This is a genomic window from Pandoraea sp. B-6 (genome assembly GCF_000282835.1).
In the GTDB taxonomy this organism is placed as follows: Bacteria; Pseudomonadota; Gammaproteobacteria; order Burkholderiales; family Burkholderiaceae; genus Pandoraea; species Pandoraea cepalis.
Genome location: NZ_KB290542.1, coordinates 1 through 19,182, shown reverse-complemented (window position 1 = coordinate 19,182; position 19,182 = coordinate 1). Strand labels below are relative to the sequence as shown.

Below are 19,182 nucleotides of genomic sequence, written 5' to 3'. Positions count from 1 at the left end.
CGGAATTGCCCGAAAAATGGGCGGGTGTCACGTGCAGTGAACGACGGCGACTCAATCCTGCGACGGCGTTCGTGTGCCCGGCTTGAACAGGCGCACCATTTTGATCGCCTGATTGTCGATTTGCACGATTTCCATGCGAACGCCGCTGATCTCGAGGCTGACGGTGGCCTCGGGAATCTCGCGCAGCACTTCGAGGATCAGACCATTGAGCGTCTTCGGACCGTCGGTCGGCAAATGCAGGTTCAGTCGGCGATTCAGGTCGCGCAGCCCTACGCCGCCGCTGACCAGGCAATCGTCATCCGAGGTCCAGCCTGACCGGCTTCCCCCCGTACCCGGCATGCTCGTCGTGAATTCGCCGATGAGTTCCTCGATGATGTCCTCGGTGGTGAGCAGTCCCTCGACTTCGCCGTATTCGTTGACGACCAGCCCGATGCGCCGATGGTTCTCCTGGAAATACTGCAGTTGCCGCAACGCGGGCGTGTCGCTCGGGATGAAATACGGCTCGACGAGCAACGCGCGCAACGTGTCGGCCGAGAGATCGTCCGGGTGTTGCAGGGCGGCCAGCGTGCGGCGCACCGGCAGAATGCCGATGACGCGATCGATGTCGCCGTCGTAGACCGGCAGCTTGTTGTGATAGCAGGTCGCTAGCTGCGAGAGCAGCGTGTCGAGCGGTGCCGAGATGTCGAGTGCCTCGATGCGCGCGCGCGGCACCATCACGTCGTCGACCGCGATGTTTTCAAGATCGAGCAGATTGAGCAGCACACTGCGCGGCTTGGTCGGCATGTAGTTGCTGGCCTCGAGCACGATGGTGCGCAGTTCTTCCGTCGTGAGACGAACTTCGCCGGCTGCGCGACGTGTGTCGATGCGCAGCACGCGCAGCATGCCGCGCACGAAGCCGTTGAGCACCCACACGAGCGGCGCGGCCAGCGTCACGATCGGCTTGAGCAATCGGCTCGTCGGCAGTGCAATGCGTTCGGGATACGTCGCACCGACGATCTTCGGTCCGATCTCGGCAAAGATGATGATGAGCAGCGCAATGAGTGCCGTTGCGACCGAGAGCGTGATTGCGTCGTTGCCAAAGTAGCGCACCGCGATCGACGTGGTGAGCACGGGGACGACGGTATTGATGACGTTATTGCCGACGAGAATCGTCGAGAGCAGGTCTTCGGTGCGAGCGAGCAGGCCTTGCGTTGTCCTGGCACCGTGCGCGTTCATCCGGACGAGGTGTTTCAGGCGATGGCGGTTGAGCGCCATCATGCTCGTTTCGGAAATGGAAAAGAATCCCGAGCAGATGATCAGGAGGGCGACGGCGCAAATCTGCGCCCACAAGGGCAGGGCTTCCAAGCGTTTGGGTGCGTAAATGGCACGGGCGGGTGGCAATGAGTTGCCACTATAGCAGAGGGGGATGCGGCGGTCGGCCGCGTCGGGCACCGGGTGCGCTGTACAAGCCTGATGCGTTGGACGCCAAGCGATTCGAGGCCTGGACGCATCGCGATGATGCGCCGATGATGCGTGCAACAGGCATAAAAAAACCGCCGGACACGTCCGGCGGTTTTTTTGCTTTGCTCGCAAGCAAAGGTAATTCTGGTCGGGGTGAGAGGATTCGAACCTCCGGCCTCTACGTCCCGAACGTAGCGCTCTACCAGGCTAAGCTACACCCCGCTTTCGATACTGCTACTTCGCCGTTAAGTGCGTCGCGCTATCGAGTAAGAACACAATTCTAGCAGGCTATTTTTGTATTGGGAAGAGGGTAGCGCTGAAATTGTTTGTGCCGCAGCGTCGGCTTCTTCTTTGGCACGTGCCAGCGTGTAATCGAGCGCGCCCGTGCGCGTGATCGCGGCGAGGATCGGTTCGAACTTGTCGGTGCCGCCATTCTCGATGGCTTCACGCACGAGTGCGCGCTCGTCGTCGGTGCCATGTTGCAGCACGTGAATGAGCGGCAGCGTCGGCTTACCCTCGCGCAGATCGTCGCCGGCGTTCTTGCCCATCGCGTCGGTGTCGCCTGCGTAGTCGAGCCAATCGTCCATCAACTGGAATGCGGTGCCGAGACGTCCGCCGTATTCGCGCACGGCTGCTTCGGTTTGCGCGTCGGCGTTGGCGAGCACGGCAGCGAGTTGCGTTGCCGCTTCGAATAGCGTGGCCGTCTTGTACTGGATGACCTGCAGATAGCGCGCTTCGTCGACGTCCGGGTCGTGCATGTTCAGCAACTGCAACACTTCGCCTTCGGCAATCACGTTGGTGGCGCGCGCGAGAATTTGCATCACGCGCATGTTGTCCACGCTCACCATCATTTCGAAGGAGCGTGAATACAGGAAGTCGCCCACCAATACCGAAGCCGCGTTGCCGAACAGCGCATTCGCCGTTTGCTTGCCGCGACGCAGGTCGGATTCGTCGACGACGTCGTCGTGAAGCAGTGTCGAGGTATGAATGAACTCGATGACCGCCGCCAACTCGAAGCGATGCGGTGAGCTCACGCCAAGCGCACCGGACACGAGCAGCAGCAACGCCGGGCGCAGCCGTTTGCCGCCCGAATTGATGATGTATTCCGAGATCTGATTGATCAGGACCACCTCGGAGGCCAGCCGGTGGCGGATAAGCTGGTCGACGGCACGCATGTCGTCGGCGATGGCGGCCAGTACGTTCTGGGAAGAAGTCGAAGCAGTCAAGACAAGGCTCGGGTGAGGAAAATTTCGCCCCAAATTATATAGTGGGCGCGGCGACTTTCGGGGACCAGCCCCGCGGTTTGACAGGTTTCACGGAAGTCTTTGACGCAAAAGGAGAAAGTCTGTATAATCTCCGGTTTTCGTGCGCGCATTCGTTGCGACAAGTCCGGGAATACCTAGGTATGACGGTCTGCGGCGGTGCGATGGGCTGGTAAGTCGAGTCCTTTCGGGACCCTCGGCCTGCGCGGAAAATTCTCTTGTTTATGAGTGAGGTTCAACAATGTACGCGGTCATAAAAACCGGCGGCAAGCAATATAAGGTTGCTGCTGGCGAAAAACTTAAAGTAGAACAGATACCGGCTGACATTGGCGCTGAAATCACCATCGACCAGGTTCTCGCCGTAGGCGAGGGCGAATCGATTAAGTTCGGTGCGCCGTTGGTCAGTGGGGCTTCCGTCAAGGCTACCGTTATCGCCCAGGGTCGTCACCCCAAGGTGAAGATTTTCAAGATGCGCCGTCGCAAGCACTACCAAAAGCGTCAAGGCCATCGCCAAAACTACACCGAGCTGCGAATCGACAGCATCAACGGCTAATCGATCGAGCTAGGTAAGGAGTTAAGTCATGGCACACAAAAAAGCAGGCGGATCGTCCCGTAACGGCCGCGATTCAGAGTCGAAGCGCCTCGGCGTGAAGGTGTACGGCGGTCAGGCGATCCTGGCTGGCGGCATCATCGTTCGCCAACGTGGTACTCGTATGCATGCCGGCGAAAATGTCGGTATTGGTAAGGACCACACGCTGTTTGCACTGGCCGACGGCCACGTGCAATTCGCCATCAAGGGCGCAGCGAAGAAGCAAGTGGTTAGCGTGGTGCCGGCAGCGTAAGCTAAGCCTTTTGCCACCAAAAGGCTCCGCTCCCATGCGGAGCCTTTTTTGTTTTTCCCGCCGGAGCGCGGCGAGCATTTTGCGCGTCGGTCGGGCCATTACACAGCGTTAGGATCGTCTGCGGACGGTCGATTGAGCGGAACGGACCCCCATGAAATTCATTGACGCAGCGCGTATCGAGGTGATCGCCGGGAACGGCGGCAACGGCTCGGCATCGATGCGCCGCGAGAAATTCGTGCCGTTCGGCGGACCCGACGGCGGCGACGGCGGTCGCGGCGGCAGCGTGTTTGCCGTGGCGGATCGCAATATCAACACCCTGATCGATTACCGCTACGCGCGGAAACACCTCGCAAAGCACGGGGAATCCGGTCGAGGCGCAGATTGCTATGGCAAGGGGGGCGAGGATGTCTACCTGCGCATGCCGGTCGGCACCATCATCAGCGACATGGACACCGGCGAGACCATTGCCGACCTGACCGAACACGGTCAGGAAGTCGTGCTCGCCCAAGGGGGCGCGGGCGGTCTGGGCAACCTCCATTTCAAGTCGAGCACGAACCGCGCGCCCCGTCAGAAGACGGACGGCAAGCCGGGCGAGCGTCGCATGCTCCAGCTCGAGCTGAAGGTGCTCGCAGACGTCGGTCTGCTCGGCATGCCCAACGCGGGCAAGTCGACGTTCATCGCTTCGGTGTCGAACGCGCGCCCGAAGATCGCCGATTATCCGTTCACGACGCTGCACCCCAATCTGGGGGTTGTGCGCACCGCACCGGGCAAGAGCTTCGTGATTGCGGATATTCCCGGCCTGATCGAAGGCGCGGCCGATGGGGCCGGCCTCGGTCACCAGTTCCTGCGTCACTTGCAACGCACGGGTCTGTTGCTACACATCGTGGACATTGCGCCGTTCGACGAGGGTGTCGATCCGGTGGCGGATGCCAAGGCCATCATCCTTGAGCTCCAGAAGTACGACGAGGAACTGTTCCAGAAGCCGCGTTGGCTGGTGCTCAACAAGGTCGACATGGTGCCGGAAGCGGAACGCGCCGAGCGCGTTGCCGACTTCCAGAAGCGCTTCGCCTGGGACGGTCCGACGTTCGAGATTTCCGCCTTGACCGGCGAAGGTTGCGAGAAGCTGTGTCTGGCCGTGCAAGAGTATTTGTATCAACAACGCGGTGCCGTGGAAGAAGCGATGGAAGACGCTGCGCAGGATCCGCGTTTTCGCGCGGGCAGTGCCGCCCCGGCGGCCGACGTCGCCCCGCAGACGCCCCCGGACGACGCGCCAAAGGCGTAAACTCCGTCTCACTCAAACGCTGGCGATGGCGCTGCCTGTCATCGCGCCAATGCCAGCGATCCGGCTGCGATAGCGCCGACTTCCCAATACATTCGCAGGAGAATCCAGTTCCATGCGTTCGGTCATCGCCGATGCCAAGCGGCTCGTGGTGAAAGTGGGATCCAGTCTCGTGACCAACGACGGTCGCGGGCTGGACGATGTCGCGATTGCGCGATGGGCACAACAGATCGCCGCGCTGCGGCATGGTGGCGATGGTCGTCCGCCAAAGCAGGTGGTGCTCGTCAGCTCGGGTGCCATTGCCGAGGGCATGCAGCGCCTCGGCTGGGCGCGCCGTCCGACCGCCATCGACGAATTACAGGCGGCGGCGGCCGTGGGACAAATGGGCCTCGCGCAGGTCTATGAGACGCGCTTCGCCGAACACGGCGTGCGCACCGCGCAGATTCTGCTCACGCACGCCGATCTGGCCGACCGCGAACGCTATCTGAACGCGCGAACGACCTTGCTCACATTGCTCCGTCTGGGCGTGGTGCCGATCATCAACGAGAACGACACGGTCGTGACCGACGAAATCAAGTTCGGCGATAACGACACGTTGGGCGCACTCGTGACGAATCTGATCGACGGCGACGCACTGGTCATCCTGACCGATCAGTCGGGCCTGTACACGGCCGATCCGCGCAAGGACCCCAAGGCCGAGTTCGTCCACGAGGCCGATGCGGGTGACGAGCGTCTCGAAGCGATGGCCGGTGGCGCGGGCACCAATATCGGACGCGGCGGCATGCTGACGAAAATCCTGGCGGCCAAGCGCGCAGCGACCAGCGGCGCGCATACCGTGATCGCGTCGGGGCGCGAGGAAGACGTGCTTGTGCGTCTGGCGAGCGGCGAGGCCATCGGCACGCAGTTGGTCGCGCGCACGGCCGTGCTCACCGCCCGCAAGCAATGGATGGCCGATCATTTGCAGGTGCGCGGTCGCGTGGTGATCGATGCAGGCGCGTGCAAGAAGCTGACGCAAGAGGGCAAGAGCCTGCTGCCGATCGGTGTGATCGATGTCGAAGGCACGTTTGCCCGCGGCGAAGTGATTGCCTGCGTGGACGAGGCCGGCCTTGAAGTCGCGCGCGGGCTGTCGAATTACAGCGCCTCGGAGGCGCGTCTGATTCGGCGTCACCCGAGCAGCGACATCGAGCAGGTGCTGGGCTTTGCGAACGAGCCCGAGCTGATTCATCGCGACAATCTGATCTTGCGCTGAGCCGCACGGCGGGGCGATGGCCTCGCGCCTGACAGACAAAACGCCGGCACGCATTTGAACTGCGTGACCGGCGTTTTTCATCTCGACGGTCAATCGTTATCGACCGTGCGTCAACGGCTTAACGATAGTTCTGGTTCTGATCGAATTTCGGGTAGCGCAGGTTCTGCACGATTTCCTTGGCGTCACCCAATGGGGCCTTGTCCCGACAGAGATAGTCGCGGAACAGGATGCCCTGATAGGCGGTTGCACCATACGGACGAATCGGACGCCATTCGCTGTTGCGCGCCGCAACCCATGTGCCATCCGGTCGGCCCGTTGCGTACAGACGCGACTCGAACGACGAGCAATGAATGCCTTCGAACGAGACGTTGCGCGCCCCTTGCTTGCTGCGGATCACGGCAACGTAGCGGACTACACCGTCGTCCGTCACCTGCACCGACTTCGTGTCGATGGCGTAGTCGAGGGTGGCGCTCGGCAGGGTGGGGAAGCTCACGAGATCGGCGTCTTGCGGGGCTTTCGCCGGCAGGGTGAATTCAGCTTCCTTCCACTTGCCCTTGGAGGCTTCCTGCTGGGCGATGTATTCGTCGTAGTCCTGGACGGGCTGCATCATGCCGCTACAGGCGGTCATCAGCGCCAGTGCGGCCAAAGGGGCCAGGGCGGTCAGGCGCGGGGCGTGGCGAGCGAGGGAAAGACGCATGGAATGGGATCGAGAAGTCGGTTGGGCGGCGGATCAACGATAGCGGACGATCCGCGCGGCATCCCGGAGGATGCTAGGTCAAAAGGAAGGCGCGGGCATGGTGCCCGCGACCGATGATGGGACACGCCGGCGGCGGCCCGGTTCAGTGCTCCCGAGGCGGTGTGCCGACACTGGCGGCACCTGCCATTTCGCTGGCCTCGTCGACACAACTGCCGCCGTCGCAGGTGTCGTCATCCGCAATGCTCGCGCCCGGCGGCAATTCGCCGACCCGGGCCCCGGCGCGCGGAAAGCGTCGCCGATCCTGTTGCGCGCGCGCCGCCGAGCGTCGCAGATAGCGCGAGAGCTCGTTCAGCGCGAGTTGGTAGACCTCGCGCTTGAACTCGATCACGGCGTCGAGCGGCACCCAATATTCGTTCCAGCGCCAGGCATCGAACTCCGGATGCTCGGTCGCGCGCAGGCAGATATCGCAGTCGCGACCGACCATGCGCAGCAGGAACCAGATTTGCTTCTGGCCCCGGTAATGTCCGCGCACTTCGCGCTTGATGAATTTGTCCGGCACCTCATAACGCAGCCAGTCGCGCGTGCGACCGATGATTTTGACGTGTTCTGGCTTTAGCCCGGTTTCTTCGTGCAATTCTCGGAACATGGCTTGTTCGGGCGTTTCGCCGTACTTGATGCCGCCTTGCGGGAACTGCCAGGAGTGCTCGCCCAGCCGCTTGCCCCAGAACACTTCATTGCGTGCGTTTAAGAGGATGATGCCGACGTTCGGGCGAAAGCCTTCACGGTCAAGCATACAACCACCCTTGAATCCTTTAAAATTGCTTCGATTATAAACAGATAATCACCGGCGCGGCGGCCGGCGGCGGCTCGGGTGACCGGGGCGGCGCGTACGGCCGGCGGGTGTCTTGGGCGCCGTCGCGACGTCGGGGCGTGCCCCGGCCCCGTTCCCGGCAACACCCCGAACCGCTGTGCGCGCCGTTGACCCTCATTTTTCCCGGAAATCTGCATGAAAGCCTCTCGTTTCTTCATCGGCACCCTCAAGGAAGCGCCCGCCGACGCCGAGATCGTCAGCCACAAGCTGATGATGCGCGCCGGCATGATTCGCCGCGTGGCCGGCGGTATCTATGATTACCTGCCGATCGGCCTGCGTTCGATCCGCAAGGTTGAAGCCATCGTCCGCGAAGAAATGAACCGTGCCGGCGCGCTCGAACTGCTTATGCCCGCCGTCCAGCCCGCCGAACTGTGGCAGGAGTCGGGGCGCTGGAAGCAGTACGGTCCGGAATTGCTGCGACTGAAGGATCGCCACGACCGCGATTTCGTCGTCGGCCCGACCCACGAGGAAGTGGTGACGGACATCGCGCGCCGCGAGATCAAGAGCTATCGCCAACTGCCGGTGAACTTCTATCAGGTACAGGCGAAGTTCCGCGACGAGATTCGTCCGCGTTTCGGCGTGATGCGCGGGCGCGAGTTCATCATGAAGGACGCCTACTCCTTCGATAAGGACCGTGCCGGCCTGCAGGTTTCCTATCAGAAGATGTTCGACGCCTACGTGCGCATCTTCACGCGCCTAGGGCTGGCGTTTCGCGCCGTGGTGGCCGACAACGGCTCGATTGGCGGGTCCGGCTCGCACGAATTCCACGTGATCGCCGATACCGGTGAAGACGCCATTGCCTACTGCCCTGCGTCCGACTATGCGGCCAACGTCGAAATGGCCGAGGCGCTTGCCCCGCAGGGCGAGCGCGCCGCGCCCGCCGAGGCGCTGACCAAGACGGCCACACCGGGCAAGGCCAAGTGCGAAGCCGTCGCGGAACTGCTCTCGATCCCGCTGGCGCGCACGGTCAAGTCGATTGTGCTTGCCACCGACAGCGAAGAGGCCGGCACGACCGTCTGGCTGCTGTTGCTGCGCGGCGATCACGAACTGAACGAGATCAAGGCGAGCAAGGTGCCGGGACTGGCGGACTTCCGCTTCGCGAGCGAGGCCGAGATCGTCGATCGGTTCGGCACACCGCCGGGCTACCTGGGCCCCATCGGTACGAAGCAGCCGGTCAAGCTCGTGGTCGATCGCACGGTCGCTAAGATGAGCGATTTCGTGGTTGGCGCGAACGAGGTCGACTTCCATATCACCGGTGTGAACTGGGGGCGCGATCTGCCCGAGCCGGAAGTCGTGGCCGATCTGCGCAACGTCGTGCCTGGCGACATGTCGCCGGATGGCAAGGGCGAGATTGCCCTGTGCCGTGGCATCGAAGTGGGGCACGTGTTCCAGTTGGGGACCAAGTATTCGGATGCCATGAATGCCACCTTCCTCGACGAGACCGGCAAGCCTGCGCCGATGGAAATGGGCTGCTATGGCATTGGCATCACGCGAATTCTTGGCGCGGCCATCGAACAGAACTTCGACGATCGCGGCATCATCTGGCCGGAATCGATTGCGCCGTTCGAAGTCGTGCTTTGCCCGATGGGCTATGACCGCAGCGACGCCGTGCGTGCGACGGCCGATAAGCTCTATGACGACCTGGTGGCTGCGGGCGTCGACGTGATTCTCGACGACCGTGGCGAGCGTCCCGGCGTGATGTTCGCGGATTGGGAGCTGATCGGCGTGCCGCATCGCGTGGTGATCGGTGACCGGGGGCTGAAGGAAGGCAAGCTCGAGTATCAGGGCCGCCGCGACGCACAAGCGCAGTTGCTCGACGTCGCCGCCGTGGCGGATGTCGTCGTCGATAAGGTGCGCGCCGCCAAGGCGATCTGATCGGGTGTCATGCCGGTGGGCGAGGGCTCGCCGGCGCACCCAAACGACAAAGGGGCCTCGCAGGCCCCTTTGTCGCTTTGTCGCATGGTGGATACGGAACGTTGTCCCGCTGGCGGCGCTCAGCGCGGCGTGGTCAAGGCGCGGATCGCCGGCAGGTTGCGCCAGTAGCCCTTGGCATCCATGCCGCAGCCAAAGACGTAGCGGTCTGGCACCGTAAAGCCACAGAAATCCGGATGCGAGGGCTTGTCCTTCGTCAGGATCTTCTCGCACAGCACGGCGCTGTAGAACTTCGAGGCGCCCATCTCCAGGATTCGATCGCGAATCGCTGCCATGGTGGCGCCTTCGTCGAGAATGTCGTCGAGCACGAGCACCACGCGATCGCGCACCGAGTCGCGCGGCGCCACGCGCCATTGCATCGCGCCGCCTGTCGTGGTGTTGTTGTAGCGCGAGAGGTGGATGTAGTCGAACTCCAGCGGGAAGTCCAGGCGCGGCAGCAGCATGCCGGTGAAGACGGCCGCACCGCCCATGACCGAGAGCACCATCGGGAATTCGTCGCCAACGGCCGCCTTGATGGCCTTGGCCATCGTGTCGACGGATTGGCTCACCTCGTCGGCCGAGACGATCTCTTCGGAATTACGGAAAACTTCGAGGGCTTCTTCGCGGTTCATATGGGGCGACCCTGGGGAACGTGTTGCGGGGAGATGTCGCTATGTGCGGCCCGGAGTATATACGGAATGCCCGCCCGCGTGACGGGGGGCAACCGGGCATCGGATCCGTTCAGCGCATACCGGGCATCATGCCTTTCATGCTGCGCATCATCTTCATCATGCCGCCGCCCTTGAGCTTCTTCATCATGGTGCGCATCTGGTCGTACTGATTGAGCATGCGATTGACCTCCTGCACCTGAACGCCCGCACCGGCGGCGATGCGGCGCTTGCGGCTCGCCTTGATCAATTCCGGCTTGGCGCGCTCGGACGGCGTCATCGCGTTGATAATGCCCTCCATGCGGCGCACCTGCTTCTCGGCCTGATCCATATTGGTCTGGCTGGCGGCGGCCTGGAATTGCGCGGGGAGCTTGTCCATGAGCGACGACAGGCCGCCCATGTTCTTCATCTGGCCGATTTGCGCCTTGAAGTCGTTCAGGTCGAAGTCACCGCCCTTCTTGACCTTCTCGGCGAGCTTTTGCGCGGCCTGCACGTCGACGCCGCGTTGCGCTTCCTCGACGAGCGCGAGAATGTCGCCCATGCCGAGAATCCGGTTCGCCATGCGATCCGGGTAGAAGACCTCAAGGCCGTCGAGTTTTTCGCCCACACCGACGAATTTGATCGGCTTGCCGGTGATGTGACGCACCGACAGCGCCGCACCGCCGCGCGAGTCGCCGTCGAGCTTGGTGAGCACCACGCCGGTGAGCGGCAGCGCGTCGTTGAAGGCGCGGGCCGTGTTGACGGCATCCTGGCCGAGCATGGCGTCGACGACGAACAGCGTTTCGATCGGTTTGAGCTCGGCATGCAGGGCGCTGATTTCCTGCATCATCGCTTCGTCGATGCCCAGACGGCCGGCCGTGTCGACGAGCAGCACGTCATGGTGATGGCGTCGCGCCCAGTCGACGGCCGCACGGGCAATGTCCACCGGCTTCTGATCGGGTTGCGACGGGAAGAAGTCGGCGTCGACCTGCTTCGTCACCGTCTCTAACTGGGCAATCGCGGCGGGACGATAGACGTCGGTAGAAACCGTGAGGACCTTCTTTTTCTGCGCGCGCAGCAGCTTGGCGAGCTTGCCGACGGTGGTGGTCTTGCCGGCGCCCTGTAGACCGGCCATCAGGATGATGGCGGGCGGCGTGGTCGCGAGATTGAGTTCGGCGGCGCGGCCTTCATAGTCGCCGCCCATGAGCGCGGTCAGTTCGCGTTGCACCACGCCGACAAGCGCCTGGCCCGGCGAGAGGCTGGAAATGACTTCCTCGCCGAGCGCCTTTTCCTTGACCTTGGCGACGAAATCGCGCACCACGGGCAGGGCGACGTCGGCCTCGAGCAGCGCGAGACGCACTTCACGCAGCATTTCCTGCGTGTTGGCCTCGGTCAGGCGGGCTTCGCCGCGCAGCGTCTTGACGACCTTGGCGAGGCGCGTAGTGAGATTGTCGAGCATGAAACGTATCCTGTAAGACCTGCAGCGGCCCCGTTCGCCCTGCCGTTCGGCCCCGGAGGGGGCGGTGGCGGGGACGGCAGCGCGCCCGTCATGGGCTGGTGTAAACTTCAAACATGACTATTTTACTGTATGCGCTGACCGCCATCCTCTATGCCGGATTGGCGGTTTGTTCGTGGCAAGGATATCGACGCAACGCTGCGCTCGCACTGGCGGGCGGGCAGGTCGCGCCTGCGCCGGTCGCGGGCACGCCGTCGCGCTGGCCGATGCAGCTTTCGCTGTTCGTCACGCTCGTGCTGCACGGGGTGTTGCTGCATCAAACGATCTTCCGCTCGGACAGTATGCACTTCGGTTTCGCGTACATGCTCTCGGCCATGCTGTGGCTCTCGGTCGGCATCTACTGGATCGAGAGTTTCTTCTTTCCGCTGGACAGCCTGCGGCTGATGGTCACCCCCGTGGCCGCGGTGACCTGTGTGCTGCCGATGATTTTTCCGGATGTACGCATTCTCGGCTTCGCGGCGGAACCGATTTTCAAGGCGCACTTCATCATCGCCAACATGGCCTACGGGCTGTTCGCGCTGGCGGCGCTGCACGCGCTGCTGATGCTCTACGCCGAGCGGCAGCTGCATCCGTCGCGACGCGGCGAGACGACCGGCTGGCTGGCGCACTGGCTTGAGACGCTGCCGCCGCTGCTCACGATGGAAAAGTTGTTGTTCCGGCTGATCGGCGCCGGGTTCGTGCTGCTGACCCTGACGTTGATCTCCGGCGTGATGTTCTCCGAGGCGCTGTTCGGGCGCGCGGTGCGCATCGATCACAAGACCGTGTTCGCGGGGGTGTCGTGGCTGATGTTCGGCGCGGTGCTGCTGGGACGGCATTTTTATGGGTGGCGCGGCAAGGTCGCGCTGCGTTGGGTTCTGGCGTCGTTCGTGGCGCTGTTGTTGGCGTATGTCGGTTCTCGCTTCGTGCTTGAGGTGGTGCTGCATCGCATGACGGAGACTTGAAGCGCGATGCGCAATATCCTGTTGTTACTGGTGCTCCTGATCGTTGGCACGTGGTGGATGCGAAGCAACGAGCGCAAGCGCAATACCGAGCGCACGCGCCCGCCAGGCGCAAACGATGCGCGCACGTCGGCGCGTCAGGCGCTGCCGCCCGCCGAGCGCATGGTGCGATGCAGCGAGTGCGATACCTACCTTCCCGAGAGTGAATCCGTCGCTGGCGCGGGCGGCCAGCATTTTTGCAGCGGTGAACACCGCGACGCCTATCGGATGCGCGAACACCGCATCTGAGTCGCGCTGCGCGGCCACGCTGCGCAGCGATGATCCCGTTCTCCCGTCCTTCGCGCCGTGGCACTTGCACGTGCCGGCTTGCGCATGCCTGCTGCATGCACTAAAACACAGTAACCGGCCCCGCTCACAAACAGAATAATCATCGAGGGGCGCGACGACAGGAGGGCGCAATATGCTAATGCGCAGACGGATGTATTTTCTGCTTCCCGATCTGGCGAGTGCCCAGCGCACGATGAGCGATTTACTGCTCGCCCGGGTGGAGGAGCGTCACATCCACTTTATGGCACGTGACGAAATGGACCTGGAGGGACTGCACGAGGCTAACCTGCTACAGACTTCCGATATCGTGCACGGCGCCGAAGCCGGGCTCGTCATCGGCGGGTTCTGTGGTCTGGCAGTCGGTGCAGTCGCCGCGTTTTTCCCCATCGTGGGCACACGTCCCCAGTGGGAGTTGATGATTGTGACGGCACCGCTCGGTGCGCTCTTTGGCGCCTGGGTGTCGAGCATGATCGGCGTTTCGGTGCCGAACTCGCGACTCAAGACGTTTCGTGAGCCGCTCGAGCGCGGCATGATTCTGCTGATGGTGGATGTGCGCGACGGTCGCGTCGATGAGATTCGCGAGATGCTCAAGGCCCATCACCCCGAAGCGCACATGGAAGGGGTGGAATCCGCCATTCCTGCCTTTCCTTGATCGATGGCGATCATGGCAATAAGCGAGGGCACCGTATCGAAAGCGATGACAGCGTTGGCGAAGACGATCAGTGTCACCGGCCGGAAACGGTCCAAAGCGTCGCACCTGTGAGCGGCGCGGGATGGTGAGCGTGTCGATCGACACGCGAGCGACATCATCCCTGGGCGTGGTCACGCCTACAGAAGCCTCTCGGCCAGGCAAGGCGGGAGGCTTCTTCATTGGGCATCCCCTTTCACCGCATGACGACGGTTGACGAAGCGCCGCCCACCCGTGAACGGGCTGAGCGTTGCCCGCGCCGGGCATGCCGCCGACGGCGTCACGCCAAGTGGGCTACAATGGCGCCCCTCGCTCTACGGGAGCCCGCTGTGCCCGACATGTCCCAGTCATTCGCGTGCGCCAACACTGCGCTCCGGTCGTGTCATCGCGTCACGATGCGTGCCTTGCTGCGGCGAGGTGGCGCATGAGCGCGCCGACCCATGTCCCGATGCTCACGCTCGATACCGACGGCTGGATACGCGAAGCCGAGCGACTGCCGTCACCCAACTTCGATGGGCGTCCGGCGGGCACGCCGACCGACCTGCTCGTGGTGCACAACATTTCGCTGCCGCCAGGACAATTCGGGGGCGGCGAGATCGCGGCGTTCTTCCAGAACCGGCTCGATCACGATGCGCATCCCTTCTTCGATGAGATCCGCGGTGTGCGGGTCTCGTCGCACTTCCTCGTACGACGTGATGGTGCGTTGCAGCAGTTCGTGTCGTGCAACGCGCGGGCCTGGCACGCGGGGGCGTCGTCGTTCGAAGGGCGAACGCGGTGCAACGATTTTTCGATCGGCGTGGAGCTCGAGGGCACCGACGACGTGCCCTATGCGGCAGCGCAGTACGTCACGCTGGCGGCGCTCACGCGAACGTTGCGTGAGCATTATCCGATTCAAGCGGTGGTCGGACATGCCGATATCGCACCGGGACGCAAGACGGATCCGGGACCGTACTTCGAGTGGCCGCGATTGCGTCGGATGGCGGCGCTGAGCCCCCAGACATTGCCGTTTCAGCCGGCCGACTAATCCCCATCCGGGGACAGGTTTTGCTTGACACGGCGATGCCACGGGCCTTCCCGGCGAGAGAAATTTTTGGGTTTGCGGAGTGCGTCATCTCCACTATACTTAGTGAAAATTCCGGTGCCGACCACTACATCTAGTGGTTGATGTCAGGTTCGGCACAGGATGCAATCGCCATCAATACCGTGCTTTTCCTGCGGCGTTTTTGCGGGGCGGCACAGCAGCAAAGCCGTGCAGCGGACACCTGAACCCTTGGCCGTCCGTCGGTCGTGCGGTATCCAGCACTTCGCTCCATCGGCGTCCCTAGGGCGCATTTTTGCCGGCCGTAACCTGGTAAGAACGCGCTAACAGCACCATCTCATTGGAACGGGAGTTTTTACATGCAGACTAACGAAAACCTCACCCGCCCGACCCCGACGCCTGCCGCGACTTCCGGCAATGGTGCGGGTGCGTCGGCGCCCCAGACGACGGGCGCCTTCGAGCCGGCGACCAACGCCGACTTCAAAGTGATTCGACGCAACGGCGCGGTGGTGGGTTTCGAGCCGTCGAAGATCGCGATCGCCGTGACCAAGGCGTTCCTTGCCGTGAACGGCGGCCAGGGCGCGGCGTCGGCCCGCGTACGCGAACTCGTGGAGCAGTTGACGGGGCACGTTGTGCGCGCCCTGATGCGCAGCCGCCCGAATGGCGGCACGTTCCACATCGAAGACATCCAGGATCAGGTCGAACTCGCGCTGATGCGTGAAGGCGAGCACAACGTGGCGCGAGCCTATGTGCTGTACCGCGAGAAGCGTTCGCAAGAGCGCGCGCACGCGGTCGAGACCACGCAAGAAGCGGCTACGCCCGATGGCCCGGTGCTCAATGTCACCGACAACGGCGTGGTGCGTACGCTCGATATGTCGGTGTTGCGCGGCGTGGTGCAGGCTGCCTGCGAAAATCTCGGCGACGAAGTCGTGGCCGAGCCGATCGTGACCGAGACCCTCAAGAACCTGTACGACGGCGTGCCGCTGTCGCAGGTCTACGACTCGGCGATCCTCGCCTCGCGCACCCTCATCGAGAAGGAACCGGCGTACAGCCAGGTCACGGCGCGAATTCTGATGCACACGATCCGCCGCGAGATCCTCGGCGAAGAAGTGCCGCAGGGCGAAATGGCCGCGCGCTACATCGAGTACTTCCCGCGCTTCATCAAGCAGGGTGTCGACGCCGAACTGCTCGACGAGCAACTGCTCTCGTTCGACCTGGCCAAGCTGAGCGCCGCGCTCGACGCATCGCGCGATCTGCAGTTCAACTATCTGGGCCTGCAGACGCTCTACGATCGCTACTTCCTGCATATCGACGGTCACCGCATCGAAATGCCGCAGGCGTTCTATATGCGCGTGGCGATGGGGCTGGCGCTCAATGAAGTCGAGCGCGAAGCGCGTGCGATCGAGTTCTACCAGATTCTGTCGAGCTTCGACTTCATGAGTTCGACGCCGACGCTGTTCAACTCGGGCACGCGTCGCTCGCAACTCTCGTCGTGCTACCTGACGACGGTCTCGGACGATCTGGAAGGCATCTACGAAGCCCTCAAGGAAAATGCACTGCTCTCGAAGTTTGCCGGTGGCCTGGGCAACGACTGGACGCAGGTTCGCGCGCTCGGCTCGCACATCAAGGGCACGAACGGCAAGAGCCAGGGGGTGGTGCCGTTCCTGAAGGTGGTCAACGACACGGCCGTGGCCGTGAACCAGGGCGGCAAGCGCAAGGGCGCGGTGTGCGCCTACCTGGAAACGTGGCACCTGGACATCGAGGAATTCCTCGAGCTGCGCAAGAACACGGGCGACGACCGCCGCCGCACGCACGACATGAACACGGCGAACTGGATTCCCGATCTGTTCATGAAGCGCGTGATGGAAGGCGCCGAGTGGACGCTGTTCTCGCCGGCCACCTGCCCGGACCTGCACGACAAGTACGGCAAGGCGTTCGAGCAGGCTTACACCGCCTACGAAGACAAGGCCGCGCGAGGCGAAATCAAGCTGTTCAAGAAGGTGCCGGCGCAAGCGCTCTGGCGCAAGATGCTGGGCATGTTGTTCGAAACCGGCCATCCGTGGATCACGTTCAAGGATCCGTGCAACATCCGCTCGCCGCAGCAACATGTGGGCGTGGTGCACTCGTCGAACCTGTGCACGGAAATCACGCTCAACACGAGCGAGACCGAAATCGCGGTGTGCAACCTCGGCTCGGTCAACCTCGTGGCTCACATGAAGCAGACCGCGAACGGTTACGAACTCGATCACGACAAGCTGCAACGTACCGTGCGCGTGGCGATGCGCATGCTCGACAACGTCATCGACATCAACTACTACGCGGTGGCGAAGGCGCGCAATTCGAACCTGCATCACCGTCCGGTGGGCATGGGCATCATGGGCTTCCAGGACTGTCTGCACCTGCTGCGCACGCCGTATGCCTCGAATGCCGCCGTCGAATTTGCCGACCGTTCGATGGAAGCCGTGTGCTACTACGCCTACTGGGCGTCGTCGGAGCTGGCCAAGGAACGCGGTCAGTACTCGTCGTACAAGGGCTCGCTGTGGGATCGCGGCATCCTGCCGCAGGACTCGCTGGCGTTGCTGGCCGAAGCCCGCGGTGGTTATATCGAGGTCGATATGTCGGCCACGCTCGACTGGGACAGCCTGCGCAAGCACATCGCTGCGCACGGCATGCGCAATTCGAACTGCGTGGCGATCGCCCCGACCGCCACGATCTCGAACATCATCGGCGTCTCGGCCTGTATCGAGCCGACGTTCCAGAACCTGTATGTGAAGTCGAACCTCTCGGGCGAATTCACGGTGGCCAACGAGTATCTGGTGCGTGACCTGAAGGCGCGTGGCCTGTGGGACGAAGTGATGGTCGCCGACCTGAAGTACTTCGACGGCTCGCTCGCCCGTATCGACCGCGTGCCGGCCGACCTGCGCGAGATCTATGCCACGGCGTTCGAAGTCGAGCCGAAGTGGCTGGTCGAAGCGGCGTCGCGTCGTCAGAAGTGGATCGATCAGGCGCAGTCGCTCAACATCTACATGGCGGGCGCTTCGGGCAAGAAGCTCGACGAGACGTACAAGCTGGCCTGGACGCGTGGCTTGAAGACCACGTACTACCTGCGTACGATGGCCGCGACGCACGTCGAGAAGTCGACGGTGAGCCACGGCGCGCTGAATGCGGTGAGCTCGGGGGGCGTGACGCCGGGCGGAAGCTTCTCGGCCGAGCCGTCCTCGCCGCTGGCGCAGCCGATGCCGGACGCTGAAGGCGCGGTGTGCACGATGCGTCCGGGCGATCCGGGCTTCGACGAGTGCGAGGCTTGCCAGTAAGCTTGCGCTTGCGGTGAGATTGGGGGCCAGTCCCGAGGTTTGCGCCTCGGCACTGGCCCCCAATTTTTTCGGCGCCGCGATTGTTGGCGCCGAAATGACGATCGACGTGTCGCGTCAGCGCAGCACGCTGCTCAAGAACTGTTGCGTGCGGGGTTCGCGCGGCGCGCCGAACAATTCGCCCGGCGGACCGCTCTCGACGATGCGGCCGTGATCGAAGAACACCACCCGATCGGCGACCTCGCGAGCGAAGCCCATCTCATGCGTGACGACGATCATCGTCATGCCGTCGCGCGCCAAATCCTTCATGACGGCCAGCACCTCGCCGACGGTTTCCGGATCGAGCGCCGAAGTAGGCTCGTCGAACAACATCAGTTTCGGCTTCATCGCCAGCGCGCGCACGATGGCCACGCGCTGCTGCTGCCCGCCCGAGAGCGACACGGGATATGCGTCCGCCTTGTGGGCCAGTCCCACGCGTTCGAGCAACGCATGCGCGGTCCGCTCGGCCTCGGCCTGCGTCATGCGGCCGAGCTTGACCGGGGCCAGCGTGATGTTGCGCAGAATGCTCAGGTGCGGGAACAACGTGTAGTCCTGGAACACCATGCCGACGTCTTCGCGCAACTTCGCCATGGCCCGGTGATCCCGTACGTCGGTGGCTGCCTCGCCGAGCGTGACGGTGCCATCGGTGGGCGTCTCGAGGCTATTCAGGCAGCGGATCAGCGTGGACTTGCCGGACCCGCTCGGGCCGATCACGACCACGACCTCGCCGGGATGGACGTCGAGATCCACGCCGTTGACCACCTGATGCGCACCGAAATGCTTGTGCAGACCGCGAATCGAGAGCAGCGCGTTCATGGGTGGCCTGCCAGTGCGCGGGTGGTGTCTTGCAGCTCGCGCCGGGCATCGGCCAGACGTGTCCGCCAGTCGTCGACGAAGGCATGTTCGTCGTCGAGCCGCCCCTGCGCTTCGCGCACGTGGGCACGCAGCGTGTCCGGGCTCGGACTGCCGGCCGAAGCACGCGCGGCCACATTGCGGGTCGGGTCGAGACATGCGCGCACTGCCTGCGCATCGATGCCGAGCGGCGCGCCGAGCTGTTCGCGTGCCGCCGCCTCGACCATGTCCGCGTCAATCCGGTCGGCGGTGACGCCGCGGTCCATCGCGTCGC

17 protein-coding genes, 1 tRNA gene and 1 pseudogene are annotated in these 19,182 nt (G+C 63.2%); 10 read left to right on the top strand and 9 right to left on the bottom strand.

Annotated elements, in window-relative coordinates:
• Window positions 1–51: 51 nt before the first annotated feature.
• From A985_RS0117855 to A985_RS0117845, 3 genes are all read right to left on the bottom strand, one after another.
• Window positions 52–1,344 carry an HlyC/CorC family transporter gene (locus A985_RS0117855; protein ID WP_026132106.1) on the bottom strand — a complete coding sequence of 431 codons (1,293 nt, stop codon included), beginning with the start codon at window positions 1,342–1,344 and terminating at the stop codon, window positions 52–54.
• Window positions 1,345–1,585: 241 nt separating this feature from the next.
• Window positions 1,586–1,662: transfer RNA gene (locus A985_RS0117850), tRNA-Pro, on the bottom strand.
• Between the two features lie 23 nt (window positions 1,663–1,685).
• Complete coding sequence (locus tag A985_RS0117845; protein WP_083902357.1) at window positions 1,686–2,615, bottom strand: polyprenyl synthetase family protein; 930 nt, start codon at window positions 2,613–2,615, stop codon at window positions 1,686–1,688.
• A 328-nt stretch (window positions 2,616–2,943) separates the two neighbouring features.
• Between A985_RS0117845 and rplU the strand changes: the two genes are divergently transcribed.
• From rplU to proB, 4 genes are all read left to right on the top strand, one after another.
• Entirely contained in the window at window positions 2,944–3,255 is a 312-nt protein-coding gene (gene rplU / locus A985_RS0117840) for a 50S ribosomal protein L21 (RefSeq protein ID WP_010803930.1), read from the top strand.
• Between the two features lie 28 nt (window positions 3,256–3,283).
• The gene (gene rpmA, locus A985_RS0117835) at window positions 3,284–3,544 is read left to right on the top strand and encodes a 50S ribosomal protein L27 (protein WP_017234735.1); all 261 of its coding nucleotides are present in this window, start codon (window positions 3,284–3,286) and stop codon (window positions 3,542–3,544) included.
• Window positions 3,545–3,695: 151 nt separating this feature from the next.
• Window positions 3,696–4,826: an Obg family GTPase CgtA gene (gene cgtA / locus A985_RS0117830; protein ID WP_017234734.1), complete on the top strand. Its 1,131-nt coding sequence runs from the start codon at window positions 3,696–3,698 to the stop codon at window positions 4,824–4,826.
• A 112-nt stretch (window positions 4,827–4,938) separates the two neighbouring features.
• Window positions 4,939–6,072 (top strand): glutamate 5-kinase, encoded by a 1,134-nt coding sequence (proB, locus tag A985_RS0117825; RefSeq protein WP_017234733.1) that lies wholly within the window; start codon window positions 4,939–4,941, stop codon window positions 6,070–6,072.
• A 118-nt stretch (window positions 6,073–6,190) separates the two neighbouring features.
• Here the strand turns inward: proB and A985_RS26060 are convergent, their stop codons facing one another.
• Both A985_RS26060 and A985_RS0117815 read right to left on the bottom strand, forming a co-directional pair.
• Window positions 6,191–6,769, bottom strand: a complete 579-nt coding sequence (locus tag A985_RS26060) for a CNP1-like family protein (RefSeq protein WP_017234732.1) — start codon at window positions 6,767–6,769, stop codon at window positions 6,191–6,193.
• A 142-nt stretch (window positions 6,770–6,911) separates the two neighbouring features.
• Complete coding sequence (locus tag A985_RS0117815; protein ID WP_017234731.1) at window positions 6,912–7,562, bottom strand: RNA pyrophosphohydrolase; 651 nt, start codon at window positions 7,560–7,562, stop codon at window positions 6,912–6,914.
• 213 nt (window positions 7,563–7,775) lie between these two features.
• On the opposite strand from A985_RS0117815, the gene A985_RS0117810 reads away from it, so the two are divergent.
• Window positions 7,776–9,515 carry a proline--tRNA ligase gene (locus A985_RS0117810; protein WP_017234730.1) on the top strand — a complete coding sequence of 580 codons (1,740 nt, stop codon included), beginning with the start codon at window positions 7,776–7,778 and terminating at the stop codon, window positions 9,513–9,515.
• Window positions 9,516–9,634: 119 nt separating this feature from the next.
• On the opposite strand, the gene A985_RS0117805 is transcribed toward A985_RS0117810, so the two are convergent.
• Together A985_RS0117805 and ffh are read right to left on the bottom strand one after the other, a co-directional pair.
• The gene (locus A985_RS0117805) at window positions 9,635–10,183 is read right to left on the bottom strand and encodes a hypoxanthine-guanine phosphoribosyltransferase (RefSeq protein ID WP_017234729.1); all 549 of its coding nucleotides are present in this window, start codon (window positions 10,181–10,183) and stop codon (window positions 9,635–9,637) included.
• Between the two features lie 109 nt (window positions 10,184–10,292).
• Window positions 10,293–11,657, bottom strand: a complete 1,365-nt coding sequence (ffh, locus tag A985_RS0117800) for a signal recognition particle protein (RefSeq protein WP_017234728.1) — start codon at window positions 11,655–11,657, stop codon at window positions 10,293–10,295.
• 113 nt (window positions 11,658–11,770) lie between these two features.
• On the opposite strand from ffh, the gene A985_RS0117795 reads away from it, so the two are divergent.
• The 5 genes from A985_RS0117795 (at window position 11,771) to A985_RS0117770 (ending at window position 18,020) form a co-directional block, all read left to right on the top strand.
• On the top strand, window positions 11,771–12,655 hold the full coding sequence (locus A985_RS0117795) for an inner membrane protein YpjD (protein WP_017234727.1): 885 nt from the start codon (window positions 11,771–11,773) through the stop codon (window positions 12,653–12,655).
• Between the two features lie 6 nt (window positions 12,656–12,661).
• Window positions 12,662–12,940, top strand: coding sequence for a PP0621 family protein (locus A985_RS0117790; RefSeq protein WP_017234726.1), 279 nt, complete (start codon window positions 12,662–12,664; stop codon window positions 12,938–12,940).
• Window positions 12,941–13,118: 178 nt separating this feature from the next.
• Entirely contained in the window at window positions 13,119–13,631 is a 513-nt protein-coding gene (locus A985_RS0117785) for a DUF1269 domain-containing protein (protein ID WP_026132105.1), read from the top strand.
• A 460-nt stretch (window positions 13,632–14,091) separates the two neighbouring features.
• Window positions 14,092–14,691 carry a 1,6-anhydro-N-acetylmuramyl-L-alanine amidase AmpD gene (gene ampD / locus A985_RS0117775; RefSeq protein WP_017234723.1) on the top strand — a complete coding sequence of 200 codons (600 nt, stop codon included), beginning with the start codon at window positions 14,092–14,094 and terminating at the stop codon, window positions 14,689–14,691.
• Between the two features lie 374 nt (window positions 14,692–15,065).
• Window positions 15,066–18,020 carry a ribonucleoside-diphosphate reductase subunit alpha gene (locus A985_RS0117770; RefSeq protein ID WP_017234722.1) on the top strand — a complete coding sequence of 985 codons (2,955 nt, stop codon included), beginning with the start codon at window positions 15,066–15,068 and terminating at the stop codon, window positions 18,018–18,020.
• 114 nt (window positions 18,021–18,134) lie between these two features.
• Here the strand turns inward: A985_RS0117770 and A985_RS0117765 are convergent, their stop codons facing one another.
• Window positions 18,135–18,872, bottom strand: a complete 738-nt coding sequence (locus A985_RS0117765; RefSeq protein WP_017234721.1) for an amino acid ABC transporter ATP-binding protein — start codon at window positions 18,870–18,872, stop codon at window positions 18,135–18,137.
• A pseudogene (locus A985_RS26055) lies at window positions 18,869–19,182 on the bottom strand (argininosuccinate lyase); the annotation flags it as partial. The gene A985_RS0117765 and the pseudogene A985_RS26055, both read right to left, overlap by 4 nt.

Excerpts from the sequence above, each read along its gene's own strand:
- A985_RS0117845 (WP_083902357.1), bottom strand. The coding sequence starts at position 2,615 with ATGCGTGCCGTCGACCAGCTTATCCGCCACCGGCTGGCCTCCGAGGTG.
- rplU (WP_010803930.1), top strand. The coding sequence starts at position 2,944 with ATGTACGCGGTCATAAAAACCGGCGGCAAGCAATATAAGGTTGCTGCT.
- rpmA (WP_017234735.1), top strand. The coding sequence starts at position 3,284 with ATGGCACACAAAAAAGCAGGCGGATCGTCCCGTAACGGCCGCGATTCA.
- cgtA (WP_017234734.1), top strand. The coding sequence starts at position 3,696 with ATGAAATTCATTGACGCAGCGCGTATCGAGGTGATCGCCGGGAACGGC.
- proB (WP_017234733.1), top strand. The coding sequence starts at position 4,939 with ATGCGTTCGGTCATCGCCGATGCCAAGCGGCTCGTGGTGAAAGTGGGA.
- A985_RS26060 (WP_017234732.1), bottom strand. The coding sequence starts at position 6,769 with ATGCGTCTTTCCCTCGCTCGCCACGCCCCGCGCCTGACCGCCCTGGCC.
- A985_RS0117815 (WP_017234731.1), bottom strand. The coding sequence starts at position 7,562 with ATGCTTGACCGTGAAGGCTTTCGCCCGAACGTCGGCATCATCCTCTTA.
- A985_RS0117810 (WP_017234730.1), top strand. The coding sequence starts at position 7,776 with ATGAAAGCCTCTCGTTTCTTCATCGGCACCCTCAAGGAAGCGCCCGCC.
- A985_RS0117805 (WP_017234729.1), bottom strand. The coding sequence starts at position 10,183 with ATGAACCGCGAAGAAGCCCTCGAAGTTTTCCGTAATTCCGAAGAGATC.
- ffh (WP_017234728.1), bottom strand. The coding sequence starts at position 11,657 with ATGCTCGACAATCTCACTACGCGCCTCGCCAAGGTCGTCAAGACGCTG.
- A985_RS0117795 (WP_017234727.1), top strand. The coding sequence starts at position 11,771 with ATGACTATTTTACTGTATGCGCTGACCGCCATCCTCTATGCCGGATTG.
- A985_RS0117790 (WP_017234726.1), top strand. The coding sequence starts at position 12,662 with ATGCGCAATATCCTGTTGTTACTGGTGCTCCTGATCGTTGGCACGTGG.
- A985_RS0117785 (WP_026132105.1), top strand. The coding sequence starts at position 13,119 with ATGCGCAGACGGATGTATTTTCTGCTTCCCGATCTGGCGAGTGCCCAG.
- ampD (WP_017234723.1), top strand. The coding sequence starts at position 14,092 with ATGAGCGCGCCGACCCATGTCCCGATGCTCACGCTCGATACCGACGGC.
- A985_RS0117770 (WP_017234722.1), top strand. The coding sequence starts at position 15,066 with ATGCAGACTAACGAAAACCTCACCCGCCCGACCCCGACGCCTGCCGCG.
- A985_RS0117765 (WP_017234721.1), bottom strand. The coding sequence starts at position 18,872 with ATGAACGCGCTGCTCTCGATTCGCGGTCTGCACAAGCATTTCGGTGCG.